This is a genomic window from Methanobrevibacter curvatus (genome assembly GCF_001639295.1).
GTDB lineage: Archaea > Methanobacteriota > Methanobacteria > Methanobacteriales > Methanobacteriaceae > Methanoflexus > Methanoflexus curvatus.
In genome coordinates this window covers 1-17,858 of the sequence record NZ_LWMV01000184.1, presented here as the reverse complement: position 1 = coordinate 17,858, position 17,858 = coordinate 1, and the positions used below count along the sequence as shown (strand labels likewise).

Sequence of the window (17,858 nt, the reverse complement as noted above, 5' to 3'; positions counted from 1 at the left end):
TCTTTATAGTGATGTATCTATTCTCACTTAATAATATTTTTTTTATACATTATATATGAGTTATTAGAAAAATAATTAGAAAAACTATTAAAGAATATTTTAAATTTAAATGAATATCCATATGAATCTTTTTAAACTGTATTTAACTAATTAGAGTAAACATTTTTTTTTAGTTTTCATTTTTTTTTAAGTATTTTTTTAGCATTGCTAAATTTTTAAATTTAACTTTTTTAAACCTTACTATTTTAAAGTGAAAAAGATGATCGATGATAGAATAAAACTCCTTAGAAAAGCAGCTCAAGTTTCTACTGAAGAAAGTTCAGATAAATTATGGTGTGTAGTTGCTGGAAATGAAGAGCTAATGAATGAAATTGTTTATTCTGTTATTTCATCTAAAAAAAGAGTAGAAATTTTATTTAGGGAACATATTATCATTAAAGAATCATTTGGTCGAAAAAAGTTTGACTTTCTCATGTTATGGGGGGACACAGATAAAATAGATGAATTAAGCTATTTATGTAAAGAAAGTGGTGGATCATATATTAAAATAGCTCCTTATTATATTAAAAAAGAACCAAACTTAATGTTGATGGTTGGACCAGATAATGCAGTTAAAAAATTTGTCAGCAATGTTGAAAAAGTAGGAAATAAGTTTTCTATTTTGTTAGATGATGAAACTACTGGATTTATTGAAACTGACTTTAATATGGCAACTAAATTGCCTAAATTTATTAAAAAACTTTTTGAACCTCTCTTTAACATGAGTGATGTTATTTTAACAACAATTTTAATCTCTGCTAAAACATCTTCAGATGTGGAAGAGATTAAAAAGTTATCTAGATCATATAAAATATTTGTTATTGATTTCCAAGAAATGGATGATTAAGATTTTCTTTTTCAAATACTTTTTTTCAATTTTCATATTTTTATACTTTTATCCTTTTTTTAATCAAAGATACTTTTGCCATGTGCAATAGCTACGATTACAGGAAAATCTTTCACTTCTAATTTATACATAGCTTCTATTCCTTCCTCTTTAAATGCAATAAGTTGCTTTGACAGTATTTTATCTGTTAAAAGTGCAGTAACTGGTGGAGTAACTGTAAATATTGAATTTGAGATATTTAATTCATTTTTTGTTTTATCACTTAATGATCCTTTACCAATATGGACTTTAACTCCTTTTTTTGAAAGTAAAGGCATGGATGACTCTATTTCTATTTTGTTACTTGTAGTTGGAGATACTCCTGCTTCACTAACAGCTGTATGTAAAATAACTGACCCTTTTAAAGTCTTAGCTATATGTTTAAAATTAATTTCATCTATAGACTTCACAATCTTTGGTAAAACTGCATCTCTGCCAGTATATATGATTCCATTAATTAAAAGTTTATCTTTAATCTTTAAATTATTTATTTCTTCATCTTTTATTGGAGTTTTTAATTTAATCATTTTATCTTTGGTATTTGATTTATTTTATTTTTTCAAGTCCCTTTTTTTATTTTTTATTTTTTTTATCTTTTTTACTTTTTTATCTTTTTTTTTACTTTTATTGAGATATAATGAAAAAGAATAATATTAAATAAATTAGATGGAACAAGTATTGCTTCATATGATTATATTTATAATATTTAATATATTTAATATAAATATAAATATAAAAACTGAAGTTTATTATATAGCGAAGTTTACTCTGTGAAATTGTTAAGTGATTAATAGCTATTATAATTACCAAATCTATGTTATAATATCTTTTAAAAGTAATATTAGGTGGAAGTTTGAAAGAAAAAAGAAATATTTATGAATTTGTAATGTTAATTCTTGTTTCTCTTGACATTTTTCTCTTGGCATTTTCAATGTTTAGGTCTTTTACCCCACAAAATCGTTTTATTCTGTCAGTTTTTGATTTAATTGTGTGTTTTATTCTTTTTATTGAATTTATCTACTCATTTGCCTATGCAAAGAATAAAAAATACGATTTAAAACACAACTGGTATTATATTATTGCAATGATTCCCGATATACTATTATCTAGTATTTTAAGTTTTTTAGGATTAAATAGCTTTACATTTGTTTTTAGATTAGTTGGAGTAGTAAGAATTGGAAGATTATTAATTTTACTTAGAAACAATCTAAAAAATCTATCAAATTTTATTAAATACACATTTTTAGATGTTTTGATTATTATTTTAATTATTTTAACTATTTTTGGATCAATAACATTTTATTTTGTTGATACGTCTGTAACTACATATTTTGATAGTTTATGGTATGTTGTTGTAACTATTTCCTCCTTAGGCTATGGGGATATTGTTCCTGAAACATTTTTAGGTAGAATTATAGGTTTTATTTTAATTATTGGGGGAATTTGCATTTACAGTGTTTTAATAGCTTCTGTTTCATCATATTATACTAGAAAACTTGAAAAAGAAACCCGTCATTCATTTAATAAACGTTTTAATAATTTAGAAAATAAAGTAGAAGAAACTCATAGAATTCTAAAAAAAATAGAAAAACTTAGTTTGTTGGATAGTGAAAAAAGCAATAAAAAGAATAATATAGAGAATAAAAAGAGCAATATAGAGAATAAAAAGAATAATATAAAGAATAGTATGAATAGCAAACACAATAGTACAGATAGGAATTAGACAGTAATGAGATAAGAGATTAATAATCCCATATTAGTATATCTTTTATTATTAAATTGAAAATGTGCTTAGTAAAATTTCAAATTTTAATTTCAAATTTGACAAAAATATTAGATTTAAACATAATTCGCTAAAAATAAATAAAATTACTAGTCTTGTATTGATTTAAATGCTTTCAGTGTTGCTTTTAAGAGTATTAAGTCTGTTTTCTCTTCATTTAAATCATTAAATTTGTTTAAATATTCTAAAATGTCTTTTAATTCATCATATTTTCTTTTTGAATATAAAATTGAATTATTTATTCTTGATAATGATTTAACTTTAAATAATTCACCTTCAGTTAATTCAAGTGTTTCAAATAGTTCTTCTTCTAAATTCATTTCTTTAGCTATTTTAAATGTTTCAATTAAAAGTGCTGAAACTCCTTTTGTATAAATACTCCTCAAAGTTTTAATAATAGAAGCATCAGACACACTTTCACTTAAAATTTTGATTTTTAGTTTAGAATTTCTTAAAATGCTTATTTTTTCGGCATTTTTTCCTGAAATAAAGATAAAATTTTCATTTAGATTGATTTTTCCAATTATGGCTCCTTTTAAGAATTTATCACCTAATTCATTTGAAATTTCTAATGTGCTATCTGGAGAAATGTTATTTAAATCAATAAAAATATTTTTAGATAATTTTCCGTATTTTTTAGCTATTGGAATGGCTTTTGATGGAGAATTAGCAGAGATTACAACCTCAGAAATCTTAGAAACTTCATTGAAATCTTTAAGGCTAATTGCCCCTATTTTATTTATTAGTTCTTTTGTCTTTTTACTTCTGTTAGTTGATGAAGTGTATATTTCATGTCCTTCTTTTTTTAAAATTGATGCTAAAGTAGAGGATACATTTCCAAATCCAATAAAACCTATTTTCATTTTTTTTCCTTTTTTGATTTCATATTTCATTTATATGATTCATTTATTCATTTTTGTTTTTTCATAAATTTTTTCATAATTTTTATTATAAACAAATTTATATATATTTATATGATTTAATTAATAAATATTGATTTAAATGAATTTTTATTTAAATAATATTTTTGATTTAAATATAAATTGATTTAAATAAAATAAGGTGTGGAGTTTAAATAAAATATTTTTTTTAAGTAAACAAATATTATAAATAAATGATATTATGGAATCTTGTAGCAAATGTGGAAATCCAAAAGTTATTATTCATAGAAAACAGTCAGGACAGCATTTATGTAAAGAGTGTTTCATTGAAAATATTAGAAAAAAGGTTTTAAAAACAATTCGAAAGGAAAATTTAATAAATAAAGGAGATAAAGTTTTAGTTGCTTTATCTGGAGGTAAAGATAGTGTCACTGTTTTAGATATATTGTATGATTTGTATAAATGTAATATAATAAAACTTGTAGCAGTTACAATTGATGAAGGAATAGATGGGTATAGAAATGATGGTGTAGAAATAGCTAAAGATTTTGCTTCAAATTTAAAAATTGAACATCATGTAGTTTCTTTTAAAGAAGTATATGGAATGAGTTTAGATGAAATAATGAAAAATTCTAAACATAGAGGTTCATGTACTTATTGTGGAGTATTTAGAAGAGACATAATAAATAAAATGGCTAGAAAAGTTAATGCAGATAAAATTGTCACAGGTCATAACTTAGATGATGAAACACAAGCTATTTTAATGAATTATTTAGAAGGAAACATTAGAAATCTATCTAAAATAGGTTCAAAAACTGAATCTAAAAGTCCAATGTTTATCACAAAAATAAAACCTCTTAGAGAAATTCCAGAAAAAGAAATAGGTCTTTATGCAGTAGCTAAAGATTTAAATGTTCATTTTGCATCATGTCCTTATGCTGAAAAATCATTTAGAGGCGAAATTTCTGAAATAGTAAAAGGATTGTCTAAAAATCATCCAACATTAATGTATTCAACTCTTAGAGGATTTGATAAAATTAAAACAGCTATTAACAATCAATATAAAACAAAATACAAATTTGAAAGATGTAAAATTTGTGGAGAGCCATCATCTAATGAATTGTGCAGGGTTTGCACATTTTTAGATGAATTAAAATAATAATAAATCTTTTTTTCAATTTAATTTTTTTTAATATTTTAATATTTTTTTTTAGATTTTTTAGCTTTTTTTTTTATTGAAGATAATTTAAAAAGATCCTATTACAAATGAGATAAATGCTATGAACATCCCAATTTTTAATAACTTTGATGCTTTTTTCATATTTTCTTTTTTTTGCCAAGATAAAATTAAAAATACAGAGTAAAAAAAGAGAATCAATGAAGTAGAAAGTGGAATTAGGAAGTAAACATTAAAAACATTGAAAATATAGAGACTTGGACTTAATATACAATCAACAACAATAAAAATACTTGCCAAGATGCTTGAAATTTTTAGCCCATAATTTATAGGCAGTGTTTTAACTCCTTCTTTTTCATCTCCCTCTTTATCTTCCATATCTTTAATTATTTCTCGAGCCAAGGTCATTAAAAATGCAAAAAAACCTAAAAATATAGATAAAAATATTAAACCAATATTTCCAGTTATTGATCCTCCAAAAACAAAACATGAACCTGTTAAATAAGCAACTAATAAATTTCCAACTAAAACAGTTGATTTTAAAGTTTTTGCATAATAATACATCAACAAACAGTTTATAAAAACAATTACAACTGGTAAAATATTGTTAACTAGTATACTTAGTATTATTCCAACTATAATGGCTATTAAAAATAAAATTGCAGAGTATATTTTTCCAATTTTAAGTGATATTCTTCCAGATGGAATTGGTCTATATGGGCGATTGATAGAATCTATTTTATGATCAAAAACATCATTTATAACATTTCCACCACCAGTAGCAATAAAAACAGCTATTATTGCTAATATTAATGATAAATCTATTTGTTTAGAGATTATTCCCATTAAAATAACAGCTATTACAGCCATTAATCCATTTCCTGGTCTCAAAATCTCAAGATATGATTTCATATGATTTCCTTGTTTTTTTAAATAAGATATTAATATAACTATGTAAATTATTTAATAAATATTTTAATAAATATTTTGATAAATTTTTAATAAATATTTTAATAAAAAGATTATTTTTATTTTATATAATTATTAATTTTATTTAATTTTATTAGTTTTTTATTTTTCTCCTTTTTAAAAACATTTATATACTAAATATGTCAATTTATGTTATATCCAATTTTGGATATATATAATTTATAATATTTATAATGTTATGATAAATTTTGTTGATGCTGTTGTAAGTTAAGGAAATATAGTGGTAAAAGTTATGATAAAAAATCAGATAGTTTTGGGTACTTATAATAACTTTTTTTACAAATATTTATATATTCTTTTATCAATATTTTAAATTATAATAAAAGTTTTCATAAGTATAATATATCTGATATCTACTTTTGAATTATATTATTATTTTTTTATTATATTTTTTATTTTTATCATTTTTGTTATTATTATATATTATTATTATCTTTTCATTGTGGTGTTTTTTTTGAAGAAAATAAAAATAGCTATTATTGGCTTAGGAAATTGTGCAAGTTCATTAATTCAAGGTATTCATTATTACAAGAATAAAACTGAAAAAGATGCAATTGGGCTTATGCACTGGAAAATTGAAGAATATTCACCCTCTGATATAGAAGTAGTAGCAGGATTTGATGTGGATAAGAGAAAAGTTGGAAAAACAATTGATAAAGCCATTTTTTCTGAGCCTAATTGCACTACTGTTTTTCAAAAAGACATTCCATCTTCTGATGTTAAAGTGAGTATGGGACCTGTTTTAGATGGTGTTGCAGAACACATGAAAGATTTTGAAGACAAATATACCTTTGTTGTCAGTGATGAAAAACCAGTAGATGTTGTTGAAGTTTTAAAAAACTCTGGAGCAGAAATGGCTGTGAATTTTTTGCCTGTAGGATCTGAAGAAGCTACTCGTTTTTATGCACAAGCTTGTTTAAATGCAGGAGTAGCGTTTATTAATTGCATGCCAGTTTTTATTGCCAGTAATAAAGAGTGGAGTTTAAAATTTGAAGAAAAAGGAATACCAATTATTGGAGATGATATTAAGGCTCAAATTGGTGCAACAATTACTCACAGGGCTTTGGCACATCTCTTTAATCAAAGAGGAGTTAAACTAGAAAGAACTTATCAACTTAATACTGGAGGAAACACAGACTTTCTTAATATGTTAAACAGGGAACGTTTAGATTCTAAAAAAGAGTCTAAAACACAAGCTGTTCAAGCAGTTTTAGATAAGCCATTAGATCCTCATAATGTTCATATTGGTCCAAGCGACTATGTGCCTTGGCAAAAAGATAATAAATTATGCTTTTTAAGATTGGAAGGGCATACTTTTGGAGATGTTCCAATGAATATTGAGCTTAGACTAAGTGTTGAGGATTCTCCAAATTCTGCTGGATGTGTTATAGATGCAATTAGATGTTGTAAAATAGCTATTAATAGAGGAATAGCTGGTGAATTAAGCTCAATTTCTTCATATATAATGAAACATCCTGCAAATCAACACACTGATGATGAAGCAGCTCAAATGGTTGAAAATTTTATTAATGGTAACTTAGAAAGATAGCTCATTATTTTTATCATTATTTTTATTTTTTTATTTTTTTAATTTTTTTATAAATTTTAATAATTTTAATAATTTTAATAATTTTAGTAATTTTAGTAATTTTATTTTTTTTATTCAATTTTTTCTTATTTTCAAACATACTTTTAATATTATTTGAATCATTAATTTTTCAAAAATAATATATATTATGATAAAAATATATTATAGTGTTAAAAATTTTATTATAATTTTTTTAAAAATTTTATTTATAATTAATAATTTTTTTAAAAGTTTATTATAATTTTATTTTAAATTTTATTTAATTATTCATTGTTTGCAGGTATTTTGCAAAATTTTAGGAATGTATAAAATTAATTTAACAAATGGAGAGAGTTATTATGGCATTTAGTTTTAAGTCTTTATTTAAAAGTAAAAAATCAGAATCTATTGAAAATAAAGGTATTATAAATAGCTTGGGAATTGATTTAGGAACATTGAATACAGTTATTGCTAAACCAAGTGGGGACAAATTTGATTTATATCAAATACCCTCTGTTGTTGCTGTTAAAAAAGATGATCCAAGAAAGGTTTTAGCTGTTGGTGAAGAAGCAAAACACATGTTAGGTCGTACACCTGAGGATATTATAGCTATTAGGCCTTTAAGAAAAGGAGTTATTGAAAGTATTGCTCAAGCACAGTCTTTATTAATTAAAGCAATGGAAATTGGTAAAAAAGATGGGGAAAAAATTAATAGAATAGTTATTGGTATTCCTGGAGACTCCTCTGAAGTTGAAAGAAAAGCAGCAGAAGATATTGGTAAAAATGCTGGTGCAGAATATGTACTAGTTATTAGTGAAGGTTTATCAGCAGCTATTGGTGCTGGACTTCCAATTGCTGAGCCAAATGGAACAATGATTATTGATATTGGTGCAGGGTCTACTGATTTAGTTGTAATATCTTTAGGCGGAATTACTGACATTGAAACTGTTAGAGTTGGTGGAGATGACATTGATTCAAATATTGTAAGCATTGTTAAAGAAAAATATGATGTAGAAATAGGTGTCCATGAGGCTGAAAATGCTAAAATTCTAGTAGGAATGTTCCATTGTAGTGAAGATTTAGAAATATCTGAAACCCAGGTTATTGGCAAATCTTCAAAAACTAACCGTCCTGAAAAAATCATTATTGATTCAACAATTGTTGCAGATGCTGCAGAACCTATTATTAGTGAGATTATTAAAGGCTTAAACCTTGTTTTAAAAAGATTGTCTCCTGAATTAATTTCTGGAATCTATAACAATACAGTTGCAGTTGGAGGAAGTTCACAACTTAGAGGGCTTAAAGAAAGGGTTTGTGATGAATTAAAAATCCCTATTGTCATTTCTGATGACCCTATGACAGTAGTAGCTAAAGGTGCAGCTATTGTTGCTGCTGAACCAAGAGCTTTAGAGCCCGATGTTCGTATTAAAGCCATGAAATAGATTTAATTACTATTTCCCTTTTTTACATTTTTTTATTTTTATTTTTTTATAAACTTCAAAATTTTTTTCTTTTTTTATATTTTTTATATTTTTTATATTTTTTAATTTATTTAAATTTTTTAATTTATTTTTTTTTAATATTATATGGCTTTTTTTTATTTTTGGGTTTAAATTAAATAAATAATAAAAATTAAAGACATTATTTCACTTTTTTTAAGTTTATTGAAATTTATAATAGTTCATATTCATTTTTCTTAATTTGTTGTAAAAATTATTTTTCTATTTTATTGTTTTCATTTTTTCTATTTTAGTATTGTGATTCCATGAATGTTTTAGGTATTGATGAAGCGGGTAGAGGTCCAGTATTAGGTCCCATTGTTGTTGCAGGAATAATTATTCCAGATGACAAAATTAAAGTCTTGGAAAGAATGGGAATAAAAGATTCAAAACGTTTAACTCCACGTAGAAGAACAATTTTATCAAAAAAACTTAAAAACATGTTTAATTATGAAATTGTTCAGATTTCAGCCAAAGATATTGATGAAATGAGAGATAATGATATAAATTTAAATGAAATTGAAAGAAGAGCAATTAAACAGATTATTAAAAACCTAATATCTAATTATAAAATTGATAAAATAATATTGGACTCTTTAGATGTAAAACCCAAAAGATTAAAAAAGCAAATTGAAGATTTTACTGATGAAATTGAAAATAATCATTCTATTGATATAGTATCTGAACATAAGGCTGATGATAATTATTTACAAGTATCTGCAGCATCTGTTTTAGCTAAAAATCATCGAGATGAGTGTATTACTAAGTTAAAAAAAGAATATCTGAAAATTGGAGACATAGGTTCTGGTTATCCAAGTGATCCTAAAACAAAAGAGTTTTTAAAAAATTTTACTTATAATGAAATGCCAGAAATTGTTAGAAAATCATGGAAAACCGTAGAAAAAATGAAGTAATTGGTTTTTTTACATTTATTATTAAATTTTATAATTAGATTAGCTTTCTCAATGAGTTTTAAACTAATTACAAGCTTTTTTTATCCCATTTTAATTTTTACTAATGGCTTTTGTCTTTATATGATTTATTTAAGATATTATAATTGCCTTGAAATTATTTTTTTATAAAAATTATTATTGGTGCAATAATCTAAAATTATTTATAATAAATAAACTATAATATTAATTATTATAAAAATTTATGAGGTTATTTATATTACAGAGTATTCAGTTAAAGATATGGAAAATGCTTTAACAAGATTAAGAGGTAATGAACTGATAAATATTACTGAATCTTCTCATTACATAAAAAAACATAAAAAGAGTGAAAAGAGATTATTGTGGTTATGAGTTAAGTTATAATATTCTTAAAAAAAGCATTCCATTGTATATAAAATCTCCTATAAATAACAAATTCAGATAACTTATTCACACCCAGATACAAGTAAATACAATCTTGTGATTGTGATATTTATAATTGATCTTGATAATATAAAGTTAATAACCACTTTTCCAGAATCTAAATCTAAAATTGAAGGAGGAATATGAATAATGTTTAAAGAACACAAAATACTAAATCATGAATATGACTGCGAAGCTGATGCATTATATATCAAAGTTAAAGATTATCCAAATCCAGAAGCTATTCCATTAACTGATAATATTGTATTAGATTTTACTAAAAAAAGGGAAATCGTAGGTTTAGAAATAATAAATACTTCTCATGTATTAAACACTACTGTTAAAAGTCTTGGAAATATTAATAGTATAGATTTAATCATTTCTTTTATACAAAATATATAGGTTATAAATGTTTGGTAATATACTATATTTGAAATAATATTCTTTTTTTTTAAAAAAATAAATAATTTGTAACTATATTTATTTTCAATCTGAAAATTTCAAATAGTAAAGTATTTAAAAATTAAGAGAAAATATTTATATTATTATATTCAAGAAATAATATTTAGATTGTTTAAACAAAAAGTTTTTATTTTTAATATTATTATTTATTTTTTTAATATTCTAGTTTATTTTTTATATTTTTTTACATTTTTATATTTTTAATGAAATAAAAGAGAGTTATATGATAGTAGAAGCTATAATGTCTGGAGTCACCACAATAGTTGAAATGTTTAGAAGTGGTGGAATAATAACATATATAATTACGTTAATAGGAATTTATGGTATTTTAATATCTACTCAAAAGATTAGATACTTAAGAAAAATCAATAAAGGAGATATAACAGAAGTTATGGATATTGTTGTTGTATCAATGGAGAAAGGAGGAGCTATTCAGGCTTTAAAGGATATTAGTTCCATAAAAAATCCTGTCTCAAAGATTATAGCTGAAGCATTAAAAATCGGGTATAAGAACAAGGTAGAAGTGGAAGAAGGAATGGAACAAGTGTTTATTGTTGAGCTAAGTAAAATGACCAATGGATTAAATACTTTAAAGACTATTATCGAATTAGCTCCATTTTTAGGATTGATTGGTACTGTAATTGGTATTTGGATGACATTTAAAACTTTAGGTGTTCAAACAAATGCTGTTGTAATGGCTGAAGGTATTTATATTGCACTTATAACTACTATCGTAGGTTTAGCTGTAGCTATTATCTTACTTCCATTACATACTTATATTAAGACTTTAATTGATGATGAAATGGATAAAATTGAGTTAGCAAATAAAATGACCAATTGGGGTTATGGTGTTGCAAAAATTAAAGTAAAAGATAATGTTTCATGTGCAATTGAAGCTTTACAAGAGGCAAATGGAATTGTTAATACAAGAAAAGTTACAGATGAAGAGGCAAATATTCAAGTGTCATTTAAACCAAGTATGCTAGAAAAAAGCCTAAATAATATTATTTTAGAGAAGTGTAACACTAAATCTGAAATTGTTGAAAGCATTTTAAAGCAATAGATAATTGTAGGCACTTTGACATGGCTTTATTTTAACCTAGTTTTAATTTTTTAGGGGTTTCTAATTTTTTTATAGTTTTTTTTAGCTGGAATTATTTATTTTATTTAAGTTTTTTATAGAGAATAATCTTTATTTTAATAAAAAGTTGAAATTATGGCTTTAGATATACAAAAACACAGAGCAAAAATGAAAGATTCTAAACCTTCTTTTAATATGGTCCCTTTAATCGATATACTTTTTACAATATTGATTTTTTTAGTGGTAGCTAACAGTTTTACTGCTGGAGCCGTAGATGATTCAGGAAAACCTGAATCAACCCCATCTCAAGGACCATCAGAGTATTATTTATTCCCTGTTGCGGGATTACAAAAGGTCATTGTTAATGGACAGGACATGTCAAGCTTAATTAAGGATAGTTCAATAGCTATTCACACTAAAGTAATTGATGAAGGAGATATTCAAATAAAAGCAAAAGAAAGAACGATATTAATCACAACTCCTCCAGGAATGGCTGTTAATAAAGCTGTTCAAGCTCCAAATAGTTAGTTTTTTAAATAATATGTTTTATATGATTTATTTATATAATCTATTTTATTTTACTTTATTTATTTGTTTATTTTTTTATTTTATTTTACTTTATTTTTCTTTTAATTGTTAATATTATATTTTTTTTAAGTTTTTTTTTTAAATTTTATAAATTTTTTATTTTATAAGTTATTTTTTTTATAAGTTATTTTAAATTTTATTAAAAATATTGGTGATTATGTTGTATTTAGGTAGAATTTTGTCTATTGGGAAAAATCAGGATAATAATCCTTTTGTAGCATATAGAGTAAGTAGTAGATCATTTCCAAACAGAATAGCTAAAGAATTTGAGCATTCAGCAGCCATTATTCCAAAGGAAGGATATGAAAAGGATATTTTTGAAAATCCTTATATTGCTTACAACTGTCTAAAAGTTGTTGGTGGTACAGCAATAATTACAAATGGATCTCATACAGATGTTATTTCTGATAAAATAGCAGTTGGAATGAACATTAAAGATGCTTTAACTTTGTCTTTATTGGCTATGGATTATGAAAAGGATGATTATAACACTCCAAGAATAGCTGCTGTTGTAAAACCAGAAAATTCTAAGGGGGAATATGAAGCATATGTTGGAATTGTTACTCATGAGAAGATTTTAGTTGAAAGACTCAAAAATGATGAAGCAGTTTACATTTCAACTTATGAGTGTCAATCCCCTGAAAAAGTCGAGTTTAATGCATCAAATTCTACTGAGACTGCAGAATTTATTATCAATAAAGGAAAATTTGAAGAATTTACAAATCCTGTTGCTTCTGTTGGAGCAGTTTTTAATAAAAAATGGACAATTGCTTCAAAAAATCTTTAATTCATTTATCTTTTTTTAAAAAATATATTTTATCTATATTTATTTTTATTTATTAATTTATTTTTATTTATTGATTTAACTGTTAATTATAAAATATTTTAATTGAGTGATATGAGACTTGAAATTATAGGATTAGAAACTATCCCATTGGTAAATAAAAAAGAAGACATTTCTAAATTAATATTAAAATCCTCTCAAAATGAAAATGTTTCATTAGAAAATGGAGATATTGTATTAATAGCTGAAACTTTAATTGCTAAATCAGAAGGAAATGTCATTTTATTAGAAGATATTGAAGCATCAAATGAAGCAATTCAAATAGCTAAAAAGACTAAAAAAGATCCAAAGATTATTCAAGCTATTTTAAATGAGTCTAATGAAATAGTTGCATTAGGACCAGATTTTATAATCACTGAAACTAAGCATGGATTTGTATGTGCCAATGCAGGGATTGATGAATCTAATATTGATAATGGTCTTGCAAAGCCAATTCCACCTAATCCAGATAAATCAGCAGATAAAATACGTAAAAAATTAGAAAATATTCTTGAAATTGAAATTGCTGTAATTATTACTGATACTCAAGGTAGGGCTTTTAGAAATGGAGCTATTGGAACAGCCATTGGTTCATCCGGTATTAATCCTTTGTGGGTTAGAAAAGGAGAAAAAGATTTGTATGGACGTGAACTTCAAACAACAGAAATAGCTGTTGCTGACGAATTAGCTAGTGCAGCATCTCTTTTAATGGGTCAGGCTGATGAAGGAATTCCTATTGTTATCATTAAAGGATTTACACCATTTGATACTTTGAGAAATGAAGTTTGTGGAATTCAAGGTCTTATTCGAGATAAAAAATTTGATGTTTTTCGTAAATAAAGTAAATTTATATTTTATTTTAAAATTTTAGGTTATTTTATGATTACTATTCTTTCTGGAGGAACTGGAACTCCTAAATTAATTCAAGGAATAAAAAATATTCTTGATTTGGCGGATATTACTGTTATTGTAAATACTTTAGAAAATGATTACTTTTCAGGTGTTTATGTTGCAGCAGACATTGACACTGTGCTATACACACTCTCAGATAAAATAAATGATGATACATGGTATGGAATTAAGGGAGACAGTTTTATAACCAATGAAGCATTAAATGCATTAGGATCTCCTGAATTACTTAGAATAGGAGATTTAGATAGAGCAGCTAAAATACAAAAAACTCTTTTAATGAAAAATCACACTTTATCTAAAGCAGTTGATATTCAAAGAAAAAGCATGTCGATTAAGTCTAAAATCATCCCAATGAGTAATGAAAACTCACAAATAAAGATTATTACAGATATTGGATCATTAGATTTTCATGAGTTCTTAATAAAATATCAATCTGAGCCAGAAGTTTTTGATTTGAAATTTTCAGATGTGGCTCCTGCCTTTGGAGTAATTGAAGAAATAGAAAATGCTGATATGGTAGTTATAGGTCCTTCTAATCCTATAACTTCAATTTTACCAATAATTTCAATGAATGGGGTTGAAAAAGCCTTAAAAAAAGCTTATGTCGTGGCAGTTTCTCCTATAATTGGAAATTCTGCAGTTAGTGGACCTGCTTCTAAGTTTATGTCTGCTTTAGGATATGATGTTAGTTCTGTTGGAGTTTGTAATATTTATAAAGACTTTTTAAATAAATTTGTGATTGATAATAAAGATGAAGCATTAAAAGATGAATTATTAGATTTAGTTGAGGAAGTAGAAGTAACAAATACTTTTATGAATACAATTGAGGACAAAGAGAACTTGGCTAAAATTGTTTTAGATAAATAGCTATTTTCTAAATATTTTTTTATCCAATTTTTTATTTATTATTTTTATTCATTCTTTTATTCAATTTTTTGGCATATGAATTTAAAATTAAATGAAAATTTTTATAAATAAAAAAGATTATATCTTATTTAATTATATTTAAATAATAATTAAATTTATAATAATGAATTAATTAAAGAATAATTTAAAGAATAATATCAAATTATTAATATTAAATTATCAATATTAAATTTATAATATCAAATTATTAATGTTAAATTATTAAGTATATGATAAAGCTATAATTAATAAATGAGTTTACTATTTTTCGGTGTAAATATATGATACAAATGACGCTTATTCAGATTGACAATTATGGGCCATGGACAGTTACTCCAAGACCACGTACAGAATCAGACCTTCAGATTTTACAAGCAGAACTTTTTGCTGATGTTCAAAGACAATTTGCAACTAAAAAAGGATTAGTCTTTTTTACACGATTTGATAACATGCTTGCTGTTACTAATGGAATCAATAAAGAAGACCATTTTAGAATTCAAAGATCAATAATGAATAGGTATCCAATTACAATAAGTATGGGCGTTGGAAGTGCAGAAACTCCGTATGAAGCCCAAAAAAAAGCAACTGAGGCTCTTCAAAAAGCTGGTGGAGCTCAGTCTGAAGAACGAAGAGAAATTTTGGCAGTTGACAGCTTAGTTTCACCTGAGAATAGTTTTGTTCAAATGGCTCACATTGATATTAATGGAGTAACAGAGTCTTTAACTGATATTATTCCTGCTTTTGATACTAATTTTTTAGTTAATAAAGCACAACATTATTTAATGACTAAATTAATTAAAAAAGGAGCATTATTATTCTTTATTGGTGGAGATAACTTCATGTCTCCATGTAATAATTTATCCACAGAAGATTTAACTGATATTTTAAATGAACTCGATGAAGAAATTGACATTAAGTTTAAGGCAGGTGTTGGAAGAAGTGATAATGCTGAAGATTCTGCTTATCTTGCTGATTTAGGTTTAGAAATTATTAGAGAAGGTAAAAACAAAGACTTAGTTTCAGTTTTAGAAACCGATTATCTTGAAACATTATAATTTTTAAATATAGTACATTATCCAAAAAACATGACTTATAATCATTTTTTAATTATTATAAAAAATACGATAATAATACTTTAAATTGAATTTAAAGGATTTTTAGGAGATATTTCTAAAAATTTAAATTCATTGCATATGTTACAAAACTTTGGTAATATACTATAGCTATAAATCAATTAGTTTAGATTAGATTTCAAAAAAGATCCTTTGATTTTTAGGAGGAATTTTAATTAAAGTATTGGCACCAATGGCAGGAATCACTAATGGAGAATTTGCAAATAAAATGATTCCACATGGATTTGACATGGTTACAATTGGAGGATATAATCTTGATGACCCTACAATAGCTGCTGCAAAATCTATTTTAAAAAGAGGTCGTTTAGAGTTTGATTTTAGCGCTGAAGAGATAGTTTCTCACATTGAAAATCAAGCTGAGTTAATAAAAGATAAAAATGACATTTTAGTTTCAGCAAACTTGCGTTCAACAGCCATTGAACCTATTATAGAAGTTAGTTCAATTAAAAGTTTGGACTTCATAGAAATTAATGCTCATTGTCGTCAAGAGGAGATTATGGAAGTTGGGTGTGGTCAGAAGTTACTCCAAAATCCAATTTTTCTTGGGTCTATTCTTATGGAAATTCTAAAGAAATCAAAATCCAAGGTTTCTGTTAAAATAAGAGCAAATGTCCCAAAAGTCAATACTCTACGAGTTTCTAAACTAATAGATAAATTAGGTGCTGATATTTTACATGTTGATGCAATGAAACCATCATCACCATTTGCAGACTATGAATTATTAGAAAAAATAACTAAATCCACAGACATTTTTACAATAGGAAACAATTCAATTTTTTCAGTTGAAGATGGAATTAAAATGGCTTCTACAGGGGTTGATGGAATTTCAATAGCTAGATCAGCTATGCATGGAATAGATTTTGATTTAAACAAGATTACTACCCCTTCTGTACCAGATTACTTTTATAAATAAATTATATTATAATTGTGTCACAGAATATTTGCATTTTTCTTATTTTTCTTATTTTTCTTATTTTTAATGTTTTTTTCATGAAAATTTTATTTTTAAATATTTTTATTTAAAATGTTTTTTGTTTGTTATGTGCTATATTTTTATTATATTAATTTTTAAAATTCTTAATATTTTTTAAAATGAATTGTTACTTTTTAACAAAAAAAACATAAATATGAGGATTAAAGTAATGAAATACATATATATTTTTATTGCAAATATGGAGATGGTTTTATAATTTAAGATTCATTTTTTTTGTTAAATAAAGCAAGCTATTAATTATTTTTGCAGAGAGTTATAAAAAAAGTAAGAAACAAAATCTTAACTATGAATGTATTGAGAAATTATTTTAATGTTTAAAGCAATAAATTTATAAAATTTTAAATCTAAATATTCATATGGAACGAAATGTAAATGAATCTTTTCTTAAAAGTATTTCTAAACACCATTACGATATTTTAAAATCTACTAAAGATGAAGAAAAAAGCTTCAATCAGCTTTTAAAAGAGTTTAGATTACCTAAAAGAGTTTTAAGAAAATTATTATTAGAATTAGTTTCTAGTGGATTTATTTTTAGAGAAGAAAAAGAAGATTTAAAAGAATATTATTATCTTACGGATTTGGGATTAAATGGATTAAAAAAGCATGAAACAAGAATTTTGAAGTATAGAACTCCTGATACAAAACATGGAAGAGTTAAATTAACAAAATAAATTTATTAATAAGTTTATAATTAATTTTATATAATATTTTTTTTAAATTTACAAATATTTTTATCTAAATTAATTCAATTTCATTTTTTTTTTTTTTTTTTTTTTAAAAAC

General features: G+C 24.6%; 17 protein-coding genes and 1 pseudogene. 15 read left to right on the top strand and 3 right to left on the bottom strand.

The window, feature by feature from the left end:
• The first annotated feature begins 259 nt into the window (after window positions 1-259).
• Window positions 260-886 carry a hypothetical protein gene (locus tag MBCUR_RS06895; RefSeq protein ID WP_067091928.1) on the top strand — a complete coding sequence of 209 codons (627 nt, stop codon included), beginning with the start codon at window positions 260-262 and terminating at the stop codon, window positions 884-886.
• 59 nt (window positions 887-945) lie between these two features.
• On the opposite strand, the pseudogene MBCUR_RS06890 reads toward MBCUR_RS06895, so the two are convergent.
• A pseudogene (locus tag MBCUR_RS06890) lies at window positions 946-1,461 on the bottom strand (fumarate hydratase C-terminal domain-containing protein); the annotation flags it as partial.
• Between the two features lie 317 nt (window positions 1,462-1,778).
• Here MBCUR_RS06890 and MBCUR_RS06885 point away from each other — a divergent pair.
• Complete coding sequence (locus tag MBCUR_RS06885) at window positions 1,779-2,648, top strand: potassium channel family protein (protein WP_067091924.1); 870 nt, start codon at window positions 1,779-1,781, stop codon at window positions 2,646-2,648.
• Window positions 2,649-2,797: 149 nt separating this feature from the next.
• On the opposite strand, the gene MBCUR_RS06880 is transcribed toward MBCUR_RS06885, so the two are convergent.
• Window positions 2,798-3,571 (bottom strand): NAD(P)-binding domain-containing protein, encoded by a 774-nt coding sequence (locus MBCUR_RS06880; protein ID WP_067091932.1) that lies wholly within the window; start codon window positions 3,569-3,571, stop codon window positions 2,798-2,800.
• Window positions 3,572-3,830: 259 nt separating this feature from the next.
• Here MBCUR_RS06880 and MBCUR_RS06875 point away from each other — a divergent pair, with 259 nt between their 5' ends.
• On the top strand, window positions 3,831-4,748 hold the full coding sequence (locus tag MBCUR_RS06875; protein WP_067091922.1) for a TIGR00269 family protein: 918 nt from the start codon (window positions 3,831-3,833) through the stop codon (window positions 4,746-4,748).
• An 87-nt stretch (window positions 4,749-4,835) separates the two neighbouring features.
• Here the strand turns inward: MBCUR_RS06875 and MBCUR_RS06870 are convergent, their stop codons facing one another.
• Window positions 4,836-5,678, bottom strand: coding sequence for a UbiA family prenyltransferase (locus MBCUR_RS06870; protein WP_067091920.1), 843 nt, complete (start codon window positions 5,676-5,678; stop codon window positions 4,836-4,838).
• Window positions 5,679-6,210: 532 nt separating this feature from the next.
• Here MBCUR_RS06870 and MBCUR_RS06865 point away from each other — a divergent pair.
• The 12 genes from MBCUR_RS06865 to MBCUR_RS06810 all read left to right on the top strand — a co-directional run bounded on the left by MBCUR_RS06865 (window position 6,211) and on the right by MBCUR_RS06810 (window position 17,747).
• Window positions 6,211-7,305 carry an inositol-3-phosphate synthase gene (locus MBCUR_RS06865; protein ID WP_067091918.1) on the top strand — a complete coding sequence of 365 codons (1,095 nt, stop codon included), beginning with the start codon at window positions 6,211-6,213 and terminating at the stop codon, window positions 7,303-7,305.
• Window positions 7,306-7,682: 377 nt separating this feature from the next.
• Window positions 7,683-8,765 carry a rod shape-determining protein gene (locus MBCUR_RS06860; RefSeq protein WP_067091916.1) on the top strand — a complete coding sequence of 361 codons (1,083 nt, stop codon included), beginning with the start codon at window positions 7,683-7,685 and terminating at the stop codon, window positions 8,763-8,765.
• 323 nt (window positions 8,766-9,088) lie between these two features.
• Window positions 9,089-9,736 (top strand): ribonuclease HII, encoded by a 648-nt coding sequence (gene rnhB / locus MBCUR_RS06855; RefSeq protein WP_067091914.1) that lies wholly within the window; start codon window positions 9,089-9,091, stop codon window positions 9,734-9,736.
• Between the two features lie 591 nt (window positions 9,737-10,327).
• On the top strand, window positions 10,328-10,579 hold the full coding sequence (locus MBCUR_RS06850) for a DUF2283 domain-containing protein (RefSeq protein ID WP_067091912.1): 252 nt from the start codon (window positions 10,328-10,330) through the stop codon (window positions 10,577-10,579).
• A gap of 283 nt (window positions 10,580-10,862) precedes the next feature.
• Window positions 10,863-11,702: a MotA/TolQ/ExbB proton channel family protein gene (locus MBCUR_RS06845; protein WP_067091910.1), complete on the top strand. Its 840-nt coding sequence runs from the start codon at window positions 10,863-10,865 to the stop codon at window positions 11,700-11,702.
• A gap of 153 nt (window positions 11,703-11,855) precedes the next feature.
• Entirely contained in the window at window positions 11,856-12,248 is a 393-nt protein-coding gene (locus MBCUR_RS06840) for an ExbD/TolR family protein (protein ID WP_067091908.1), read from the top strand.
• A 220-nt stretch (window positions 12,249-12,468) separates the two neighbouring features.
• On the top strand, window positions 12,469-13,095 hold the full coding sequence (locus MBCUR_RS06835; protein WP_067091930.1) for an IMP cyclohydrolase: 627 nt from the start codon (window positions 12,469-12,471) through the stop codon (window positions 13,093-13,095).
• A 102-nt stretch (window positions 13,096-13,197) separates the two neighbouring features.
• The gene (locus MBCUR_RS06830) at window positions 13,198-13,971 is read left to right on the top strand and encodes a coenzyme F420-0:L-glutamate ligase (protein ID WP_067091906.1); all 774 of its coding nucleotides are present in this window, start codon (window positions 13,198-13,200) and stop codon (window positions 13,969-13,971) included.
• 39 nt (window positions 13,972-14,010) lie between these two features.
• Window positions 14,011-14,910: a 2-phospho-L-lactate transferase gene (cofD, locus tag MBCUR_RS06825; RefSeq protein WP_067091904.1), complete on the top strand. Its 900-nt coding sequence runs from the start codon at window positions 14,011-14,013 to the stop codon at window positions 14,908-14,910.
• A 320-nt stretch (window positions 14,911-15,230) separates the two neighbouring features.
• A complete protein-coding gene (locus tag MBCUR_RS06820) occupies window positions 15,231-16,004 on the top strand; it encodes a GTP cyclohydrolase III (RefSeq protein ID WP_067091902.1) in 774 nt (257 codons plus the stop codon).
• Between the two features lie 250 nt (window positions 16,005-16,254).
• Complete coding sequence (locus tag MBCUR_RS06815) at window positions 16,255-16,995, top strand: MJ0144 family RNA dihydrouridine synthase-like protein (RefSeq protein ID WP_067091900.1); 741 nt, start codon at window positions 16,255-16,257, stop codon at window positions 16,993-16,995.
• Window positions 16,996-17,432: 437 nt separating this feature from the next.
• Window positions 17,433-17,747, top strand: a complete 315-nt coding sequence (locus MBCUR_RS06810; protein ID WP_067091898.1) for a winged helix-turn-helix domain-containing protein — start codon at window positions 17,433-17,435, stop codon at window positions 17,745-17,747.
• Window positions 17,748-17,858: the final 111 nt, after the last annotated feature.

Excerpts from the sequence above, each read along its gene's own strand:
- MBCUR_RS06840 (WP_067091908.1), top strand. The coding sequence starts at position 11,856 with ATGGCTTTAGATATACAAAAACACAGAGCAAAAATGAAAGATTCTAAA.
- MBCUR_RS06880 (WP_067091932.1), bottom strand. The coding sequence starts at position 3,571 with ATGAAAATAGGTTTTATTGGATTTGGAAATGTATCCTCTACTTTAGCA.
- cofD (WP_067091904.1), top strand. The coding sequence starts at position 14,011 with ATGATTACTATTCTTTCTGGAGGAACTGGAACTCCTAAATTAATTCAA.
- MBCUR_RS06815 (WP_067091900.1), top strand. The coding sequence starts at position 16,255 with ATGGCAGGAATCACTAATGGAGAATTTGCAAATAAAATGATTCCACAT.
- rnhB (WP_067091914.1), top strand. The coding sequence starts at position 9,089 with ATGAATGTTTTAGGTATTGATGAAGCGGGTAGAGGTCCAGTATTAGGT.
- MBCUR_RS06820 (WP_067091902.1), top strand. The coding sequence starts at position 15,231 with ATGATACAAATGACGCTTATTCAGATTGACAATTATGGGCCATGGACA.
- MBCUR_RS06810 (WP_067091898.1), top strand. The coding sequence starts at position 17,433 with ATGGAACGAAATGTAAATGAATCTTTTCTTAAAAGTATTTCTAAACAC.
- MBCUR_RS06895 (WP_067091928.1), top strand. The coding sequence starts at position 260 with ATGATCGATGATAGAATAAAACTCCTTAGAAAAGCAGCTCAAGTTTCT.
- MBCUR_RS06850 (WP_067091912.1), top strand. The coding sequence starts at position 10,328 with ATGTTTAAAGAACACAAAATACTAAATCATGAATATGACTGCGAAGCT.
- MBCUR_RS06845 (WP_067091910.1), top strand. The coding sequence starts at position 10,863 with ATGATAGTAGAAGCTATAATGTCTGGAGTCACCACAATAGTTGAAATG.
- MBCUR_RS06870 (WP_067091920.1), bottom strand. The coding sequence starts at position 5,678 with ATGAAATCATATCTTGAGATTTTGAGACCAGGAAATGGATTAATGGCT.
- MBCUR_RS06860 (WP_067091916.1), top strand. The coding sequence starts at position 7,683 with ATGGCATTTAGTTTTAAGTCTTTATTTAAAAGTAAAAAATCAGAATCT.
- MBCUR_RS06875 (WP_067091922.1), top strand. The coding sequence starts at position 3,831 with ATGGAATCTTGTAGCAAATGTGGAAATCCAAAAGTTATTATTCATAGA.